Source organism: Candidatus Nanosynsacchari sp. TM7_ANC_38.39_G1_1, assembly GCF_004138385.1.
In genome coordinates, this window is the sequence record NZ_PQNZ01000034.1 from 1 (window position 1) to 8,186 (window position 8,186).

Below are 8,186 nucleotides of genomic sequence, written 5' to 3' on the forward strand. Positions count from 1 at the left end.
TTGAAAACTACGGTGCCGCTCTTAGCTGCGTGGATAGTGTAGTTGCGGCTGATGTAAGTACCTGGGCCGGCAACTTTGGTGCTGCCAGTCTGGCGAACTAGCACCTCGCCCTGGTTGACTTTTTGCCCGCCGAAACGCTTGACGCCATTGCGCCTACCAGCACTTTTGTGGGTATTATCGCTCGAACCGCCAGCTTTAACGTGTGACATAAAACTCCTTTAATTTAATATAAGACAATCTATGCTATTGTACGCGAAGCTATCGGAAATGTCAAGCTTTACGAAAGTAATTACTGTAGCAGGCGCGAGCTTGGCGGGCGGGCTGCTTTTAATTTTCATCGAGAGGTTTAAGCAGCAAGATTTCTCGTGCCACCACCTGGTTCTGGCGGTAGTAGAGTAGCTGCTCGTCGCTGACTAAGTTTAGATGTAGGCGTCGGTAGCCTAAATCTGCTAACTGATCAATAAGCGGTAAATGTGTAAATTTACCGCTATGGTCGCGCCAGGCGGGCACAGCGACGACTAGTGCTGTACTCGGATTGATTTGCGGGCGGATGTTTGCTAAAAACTGGCTGATGATGTGATTGCAGTTACCGCGGACTGCGGTGAGCTTGGTGGGCTTCGGCGGGGCCGAGAAGGGTTGGCCGAGGTAGGCCTCGCAGACGACGCGGTTGATTTCAGATTTTTGAGCAGTATTGAGCTTGACATCGGTGGCATCAGCTTGAAAGATTTTCCATTGAGGGTTGATTCGGTATTTATTATCGAGCCACTGCATGTTTTCTGTGGCATAATCAACCATTTTTTGGCTTAGGTCGCTACCGTAGACGTCTATCCCTTTGAGCCGCGCTTCTTGGAGAACGGTGCCAGTACCGCAAAAAGGATCCCAGAGGCGGCCAGGTTTTGTATCGCCAGATAGATTTATCATCATCCGTGCTAATTTCGGCGGTAGCATACCGACGAAAGCATCGGTGCGCGGGCGAGCTTGGTCGCGGGCGGCCAGCGCAGTGATGTTCTGGGCGCCGACACTTTCAGCGATGATGAGGCGATTATTCGGCGCTCGGACGACTAGCAGCTCAACTTTCGTCGGCGATAGCCCAAGCTTGTTGTGATGGCTAGCAGCGGTGTTGAGGGCGATTTCTGGGTTCGGGATAAGACGTAAGCTAGTGCCGCTGTCGCGTAATTTTTTCTTGATAAGCAAGCCGGTTTTTTGGACATCGCGCGGCGAGATTTTGAAGCCGTAAGCGCTGATGCCAAGAGTTATTTTATGCTCGCTGGCGCGCCATTTGGCGGCGTAGTGCTGAACGATTTGGCGGCTGGCGGTTAGCCAATTGCCGCGGTCGAGTTCGAGAACGACCCGGCCGGCTTTTTGGCTGCCGCCGAGGGTCTCGAAGTCAAAATCAGGCGAATCTACAAGCGCTGTTTGCTGCGAAAACCATCGGACATTGTCAGCACCGTAGAGCTGTTCTAGCTCGGCTACTCCAAGTGCTGGCTGGCGGCCAAGTATTGTGATATGCATAAATATAGTATACTAGATTGTATGAAAAGGAGACTGTCTTTTCGATTGTGGTTGAGTATTGCCACGTTGCTGTTGATTGCTTTGATACTTTTTCTAGCTAGAAGCGAACTGGTATATGCTTGGGGTTTGCTAGGTAAAATTGACCTTGGCAAGCTTGTGTGGATGTTGCCAATTATTGCGGCCGGATATTTGGCGACTGGCGAGATGATTTTTTCGTATTTGCGTCAGAAAGGCTTCGTGAAGAATATTAATCCGGCAACTCTGGCACGCATATCGCTAGAGTTAAATTTTGTTAATCATGCTTTTCCTAGCGGCGGTGTCAGTGGTATTTCGTATGCTAATTGGCGCTTAGGCAAGTACGGTGTGCCAATCGGACGGGCGACGATGGCGCAATTTGTGCGTTATGTGGTGGGGTTTATGGCGATTGTGGTCTTTTTGGTAGTTTCTGTTTTGATGGTGACGATTGACGGCCGTGTTAACCGCTGGATAATTTTGATGAGCTCAACGCTGGTATTTTTGCTGGTGATGGCGACGCTGCTGGGCGCCTACTTTTTGAATAGCGTCCACCGGATGAAAAAATTAGCCAAGAGGATTACGATGATAACTAACGGTACGGCGTCATTTTTTGCGCGGCGGCCGCAGGTGGTGTTGAAGCGGGAGTCGATAGAGAAGTTTTTCTATGATATGCACGACGATTTTAACGAGCTAAAGCGCGATAAGCGCGTGTTGCTGAAGCCGTTTTTGTGGGCGATGTTATTTACCGCTACCGAAATTGCGCCGATCTGGATTACTTTTCAGGCGCTGGGAATGAGTGTCAACCCGGCGTCGATTTTGATTGCTTATGGCATAGCGACGATTGCTGGATTCATTGTGGTAACGCCGGGCGGAACGGGCGCCTACGAGGCAATCATGGTTAGCGTTTTGGCTTTATCAGGTATAGGCAGTGGCCAGTCGATTGCAGCGATTGTGCTTTACCGGGTAATTGTGCTGCTGACGGCGCTGTTGCTAGGCTATGTATTTTACCAGCTAACAATAGTGAAATATGGACGAAAATCCGATTCCAAGGTTCGGCGTTAGCGGTTTCGTCGAGCTGATTAATCAAGTGCTGGAGTTTTCGTGCAGCTCTGTTGAGATTGAGGGCGAGGTCGCCAACTTCAAAGTAAACCAAGGCAAATGGGTGTTTTTTGACTTGAAAGACGAGGAAGCGAGCGTCGGTTGCTTTATGCCAGTTTATCAACTGCGAACGCCGATTGAAGACGGCATGAAGCTAGTGGTGCGGGCGCAGCCCAAAGTGACGAAGTGGGGCAAATTTAGCGTGACCGTGCAAAATTATCGTCCGCTAGGCGAGGGCAGCTTGCGCAAAAGTTTCCAGCTGTTGCGTACTAAGTTGGAGAAGGAAGGAATATTTGCCGCGGAGCGTAAGCGTTGTTTGCCGCAAATTCCAGCGCGTATCGGCGTGATAAGCAGCACTCAGGCGGCAGGCTACGCGGACTTTATCAAAATCGTAAATGAGCGCTGGGGCGGCTTGCAGATTGACGTAGCGCATGTTCAAGTGCAAGGCGAGGCGGCGGCTGATCAGATTGTTGCGGCGATTAATCGTTTTAACGAGAGTCAAACGCCGCCCGAGGTGCTGGTGATCATTCGCGGCGGCGGCAGTGCTGATGATTTGAATACGTTTAACGATGAATTATTGGTTAGAGCGATTGCTGCCAGCCGCGTGCCGACATTGGTTGGTATTGGCCATGAAGTCGATATGACGCTGGCGGATTTGGCTGCCGATGTGCGGGCTTCTACGCCGAGTAATGCAGCACAAATCATTGTGCCAGACCGGCGAGAACTGCTGCGAGAAATAAAAGCGCTGGTTGACGGCATGGCCTATCGGACGGAGTCAGCGATTGGCGATTTAAGTAGTGAGGTTGATAACTTGCGGCAGCGCGCATTGCTACATCTAGATAGCAGAACTGACGTTTTAACGAGCGAAATCAAGCAATTCCAGCGGATTTTGGCAGCGTACAATCCGCAGTTGGCGCTGGTGCGTGGTTACGCGATTGTGTGCGGTTCGACCGAAATAGGCGAAGTGATTAGTATCGAGGAAGAAAAAATAATTATCAAAGCGGAGGTTAAAAATGTCAAGCAAAAATGAGAAAACTATCAACCAAAAAATCGAAGAGCTGCGCCAGATGGTTGCATGGTTTGAAAGCGATGACTTCGATATTGAACAGGCGATAGAGCGCTATCAAGCAGCCGAGAAACTAGCTAGCGATATCGAAAAAGATTTGAACGGTTTGCGTAACAAAATTACCGTCCTCAAGGAAAAATTCGCGTGATTTTCGCCGCCATTGCGGCCGTGGTGCTGCTGTTTGGCTTCGTGGCTTTCACGGGCGCACCGTACGTACCGTCGCGGCGCCGCGATTTGCAAAAAGCTTTTGATGAGCTATATCGGCTCAAAAAAACCGACGTGTTGGTGGATATTGGCTCGGGCGACGGTGTAGTGCTGCGCGAAGCGAGCCGCCGCGGCGCGCGGGCGATTGGTTACGAACTACAACCGCTGCTAGTACTGATTTCACGTTGGTTATCGCGGCATGACGAGAAAGTGTCGGTGCGGTTAGCTAATTTTTGGCATACGCCGCTGCCAGCCGAGACGACGGTCGTTTATCTTTTTGGCGACGGTCGTGATATCGCCAAGATGGTCCAATATTTACAGCATGAGACTAACCGCCTTAGACATGATATTTGGCTGTTGAGCTACGGTTTCGAGGCAGCTGGGCTTACTTTGCACAAGACCGCGGGCGCGCACAATCTCTATTTGCTGCAGCCGCAAAGTTAAACCTTTGCATATTTAGTCTCGACAAAGTATAATCGTAAGCATGAAGAGTAGGCATCATACAGAAAAAGGCGCCATCACTGGCAGTATTGTCGCTATTGCGGTATTGGTAGTGTTGGTGCTGGGGTTTGGCGGTTTTAGTATTTGGTCATATATGCAATATCTCGACCAGAAAGAAAACGTCGACGAGAAAATCGAGACAGCTAAAGCTCAAGCCGTCAAAGAGAATAGCGAGAAGCTAGAGAGCGACTTCGAAAAGCGCGAGAAAGAGCCGAATCGGCAGTTTAACGGGCCGTCAGATTACGGCGCCTTGACGTTTGAGTATCCCAAGACTTGGAGCGCTTATCAGGCAACCGATATCAGCAAAGGCGGCGGCGTGACTTATGAAGCCTATTTGAACCCAGTGACAATCCCGCCGATTACCAGAGAGTCGAAGATTGCCCTGAGGATAACGATTGAGCAAAAGACTTATGACAAATCTGTGTCTACTTACGATCCGTTAATTAAAAGAGGCGACCTGAAGTCGAGCGTTTACAACGATGGTAAGCATACAGGCACCAAGCTGGTCGGTAATTTTGATAAAGATACTTTTGGTACGGCAGTACTGTTGAAGATGCGCGATCGTACACTGACGATGCGTACTGACGGCGACGTTTTCACTGCTGACTACGAGAAGCTGCTGAAGACTCTCAAATTCAACGAATAAGTATTTTTGCTTGTGCTAGAACAGCCTGTTGCAGCATGCTAAACTAGGTGTATGCAGGAGGGTAAGGCGCAGACTGGTTTGTGGGCAGATTCGCCGTCGTTTGTGGTAGCGGCGCACGAGCTGAAAGCACCGCTTGCCCTAATTCGCCAGCTGGCGATTGAGCTAGAAGCAGGGGAGTATACGGCGCTTGAGCGGGCCGTCTTGGCGCAGCGAATTACACTAACGGCTGAAAGGGCGCTGCGCTTGACGACAGATTTAACTAAAGCTCGCCGCCTAGAAAACGCCTTATTCACGTTAGAAGCGATTGATGCGGCTGGCCTTTGCAACGAAGTGATGAGCGAACTTCAACCGCTGTACCATGCTCATAATAAATCTCTAAAAACCCAGGTAAAATCTCGTCAGCGACTAATGGTGGCAAATCGTGATTTATTGCGGCGAATCGTTGCTAACTTTGCTGATAACGCACTACACTATAGCGCTGATGATTCGTCGGTAGCGATCTCGGTGCGGGCTACCGACAGTAATCAGCGGGTACGGATCGGGGTACGTGATTTTGGACCGGCAATTCCAGCGCTAGCTTGGCGGGCGTTGCGCCAAGGGTTGCGCGAGCCGCTGCCGCTGCATAATCGTCCAGGTAGTAGCGGGCTGGGCATGTTTATCGCTAATGAGTTTGCCTTAGCTATTGGCGCGCAAATTGGCGTTATCCGTCACCGCGATGGCGCAACTTTTTATGTTGATGTACCAGCGTCGACACAGCTGAGGCTATTATGACGCGCGTGCTAGTAATCGATGATGACGAGTGGCTAGCGAAACTGTTTACGCGGCGTCTCGAGTACAACGGTATGGTAGTACAGAGCGCTCCAAATGCCATAGAAGCGCTTGATTTGATAGATAGTTTTCGACCCGCGGTGATTATTCTTGATTTATTCATGCCGGGCCCAAATGGTTTAGTGCTGCTGCACGAGTTGCAATCGTATGACGACCTAGGCCGCATTCCTGTTGTCGTGTGTACAACAAGTGCAAATGACATCACTCTCGAGCAGTTGCGGCCGTACGGCGTGCGATTATTATTAGACAAAGTATCGATGCATCCAGATGATATCGCTAGGGCTGTAAGAGAGGTATTGAGGTGATTGGTATTGAACGTACTAAAGCGATAGTGCTGCGCCGGACGAATTACGGCGAGGCAGATCGCATTTTGACGCTATTAACGCCGCTAGGGCAACGCAGTGCTATAGCGCGCGGCGTACGGCGCGAGAAAAGCCGTTTAGCTGGCGGCATCGAACTATTTGCGGTTAGCGACTTAGTATTGCGCCGCGGCAAGGGCAGCTTGTATACGATTACGCAAGCGCGGCTTGATTGCTTTTACCGCCAGATTTTGCAGGACTACGACCGCTTACAATTTGGTTATGAATGTATCAGGCTGGTCGAGCGGGCTAGCCGCGATGTTGATATTCCAGAGTGGTTTGAAGTGTTGAACGAGACGCTGGCGGGCTTGGGCGATGTAGTTTCTTTGCAGTTGGTGCAAGTATGGTTTTATTTGCGCTACGCTGAGCTAACAGGCTATGAGCTGAGTTTGGTGAACGATGTTGCTGGCCAACCGCTTGATCGCCAAAAGCGCTACATGTATGATTCGATTGAACGAGGCTTGCGGTTAAGCGAGCAAGGAGAGCTTACTGCTGATCATATTAAGTTTTTGCGCTTAGCAGCGAATAAATCGTTGCGACTGGTGGCGCAAATTGGCGGGGTTGAGCAGATATTGTCAGGTTGCTGGTTATTGGCTCGCCAACATGCTGGAGTTTAGCCGTTGAATTGGTCGCTTTATAGCGAAACTGCTGAAAACCAAAGCGTGTTATACTAAAACATAAAGAGTTAAGTGCTCGCGCTCACCAACGCAGAGAGGAGAAAGGAGACTTCTTGTGAGTCAAGCAAAAATGGAAGATATTATTAGCCTGTGTAAGCGCCGCGGCTTTATTTATCAGGGGTCGGATGTGTATGGTGGTCTTTCTGGCACCTGGGATTATGGTCCGCTGGGCGTGCAACTGAAGCGTAATATCATGAATTTGTGGTGGCGCCGGTTTGTTGACGAGCGTGATGATATATACGGCGTCGATGCGGCGATTCTGATGAATCAGAAGGTCTGGCAGGCGAGCGGGCATGTGGATACCTTCGTCGATCCGCTGTGTGAAGACACGGTTAATCACCGACGCTACCGCACCGATCATATTCTCAAGGACAACGGCATTGACGCGGACGGCATGACCATGGAGCAGATGGATGCAGTAATTGCTGAACAAGGCATCAAGAGCCCCGATGGCAATCCGCTAAGTAAGTCGCGCACCTTCAACATGATGTTCAAGACGACCGCTGGGTCTGCTGCATTAACTAGTAGTGTACATTTTGAATCTGGCGTTGAAGAATTACAGAAGACAATAGAGGGTTGGAAGCAACTAGCAGACCAGCAGGTGAGTAGCTACAACGCTCTTGATGCGTTAGAAAAATATATTGGCTCTATCGGTAGATACCTTGAGGACAGACAGGCAGGCTTAGTATATCTCCGCCCCGAAACCGCCCAAGGCATCTTCACTAATTTCAAAAACGTCGTTGATAGCTTCTACCCGAATTTGCCGTTTGGTATCGCTCAGCAGGGCAAGGCGTTTCGCAATGAAATTGCGCCGCGTGACTTCGTCTTCCGCTGCCGCGAGTTTGAGCAGATGGAGATTGAATATTTCGTCGATCCCGAGCATTGGCAGGAGGCGTTTGATGAACTACTTGCGGCGACGCATGCGTTTTTGGCGGAGCTAGGCTTGAACCCAGATCATATACACGAGTTGGACGTACCGGCGGAGGATCGGGCGCACTATAGCAAAAAGACGATTGATATCGAATACGATTATCCAATTGGCCGCGAAGAGTTGATGGGAATTGCGTACCGGACTGATTTTGACCTCATGAACATCCAGCGCGCCAGCGGTAAGAGCATGGAGTACACCGTCAAGGGGACGAACACAAAATTTGTTCCGCACGTCATTGAGCCGTCGTTTGGTGTGGAGCGAGCGCTGATGGCGGTGCTCTCGAGTGCGTACCGTGAGGACGAGCAAAACGGTGAAAAGCGGGTGTATTTGGCGTTGCCAGAGCATTTGG

The 8,186-nt window shown here is 50.3% G+C and carries 11 protein-coding genes; 9 read left to right on the forward strand and 2 right to left on the reverse strand.

Annotated elements, in window-relative coordinates; translation table 11 throughout:
* The coding region (locus G1ANC_RS02785) for a 50S ribosomal protein L27 (protein WP_129693501.1) at positions 1–209 on the reverse strand (209 nt) is incomplete at its 3' end.
* 118 nt (positions 210–327) lie between these two features.
* Positions 328–1,512: a TRM11 family methyltransferase gene (locus G1ANC_RS02790; RefSeq protein WP_129693502.1), complete on the reverse strand. Its 1,185-nt coding sequence runs from the start codon at positions 1,510–1,512 to the stop codon at positions 328–330.
* Positions 1,513–1,533: 21 nt separating this feature from the next.
* On the opposite strand from G1ANC_RS02790, the gene G1ANC_RS02795 reads away from it, so the two are divergent.
* From G1ANC_RS02795 to G1ANC_RS02835, 9 genes are all read left to right on the forward strand, one after another.
* Complete coding sequence (locus G1ANC_RS02795) at positions 1,534–2,589, forward strand: lysylphosphatidylglycerol synthase transmembrane domain-containing protein (protein ID WP_164997997.1); 1,056 nt, start codon at positions 1,534–1,536, stop codon at positions 2,587–2,589.
* Positions 2,555–3,655 carry an exodeoxyribonuclease VII large subunit gene (gene xseA / locus G1ANC_RS02800; RefSeq protein ID WP_129693504.1) on the forward strand — a complete coding sequence of 367 codons (1,101 nt, stop codon included), beginning with the start codon at positions 2,555–2,557 and terminating at the stop codon, positions 3,653–3,655. The genes G1ANC_RS02795 and xseA overlap by 35 nt, the downstream gene beginning before the upstream one ends.
* Entirely contained in the window at positions 3,639–3,839 is a 201-nt protein-coding gene (gene xseB / locus G1ANC_RS02805) for an exodeoxyribonuclease VII small subunit (RefSeq protein WP_129693505.1), read from the forward strand. The genes xseA and xseB overlap by 17 nt, the downstream gene beginning before the upstream one ends.
* The gene (locus tag G1ANC_RS02810) at positions 3,836–4,339 is read left to right on the forward strand and encodes a hypothetical protein (RefSeq protein ID WP_129693506.1); all 504 of its coding nucleotides are present in this window, start codon (positions 3,836–3,838) and stop codon (positions 4,337–4,339) included. The genes xseB and G1ANC_RS02810 overlap by 4 nt, the downstream gene beginning before the upstream one ends.
* 40 nt (positions 4,340–4,379) lie before the next feature.
* Positions 4,380–5,042, forward strand: coding sequence for a hypothetical protein (locus G1ANC_RS02815; protein ID WP_129693507.1), 663 nt, complete (start codon positions 4,380–4,382; stop codon positions 5,040–5,042).
* Positions 5,043–5,093: 51 nt separating this feature from the next.
* Positions 5,094–5,813: a sensor histidine kinase KdpD gene (locus G1ANC_RS02820; protein WP_129693508.1), complete on the forward strand. Its 720-nt coding sequence runs from the start codon at positions 5,094–5,096 to the stop codon at positions 5,811–5,813.
* Positions 5,810–6,175, forward strand: a complete 366-nt coding sequence (locus tag G1ANC_RS02825) for a response regulator (protein ID WP_129693509.1) — start codon at positions 5,810–5,812, stop codon at positions 6,173–6,175. The genes G1ANC_RS02820 and G1ANC_RS02825 overlap by 4 nt, the downstream gene beginning before the upstream one ends.
* Positions 6,172–6,846, forward strand: a complete 675-nt coding sequence (gene recO / locus G1ANC_RS02830) for a DNA repair protein RecO (RefSeq protein ID WP_206660718.1) — start codon at positions 6,172–6,174, stop codon at positions 6,844–6,846. Before G1ANC_RS02825 ends, recO begins: the two co-directional genes overlap by 4 nt.
* A 115-nt stretch (positions 6,847–6,961) precedes the next feature.
* A partial coding sequence (locus G1ANC_RS02835; protein WP_206660719.1) for an aminoacyl--tRNA ligase-related protein occupies positions 6,962–8,186 on the forward strand: 1,225 nt, incomplete at its 3' end.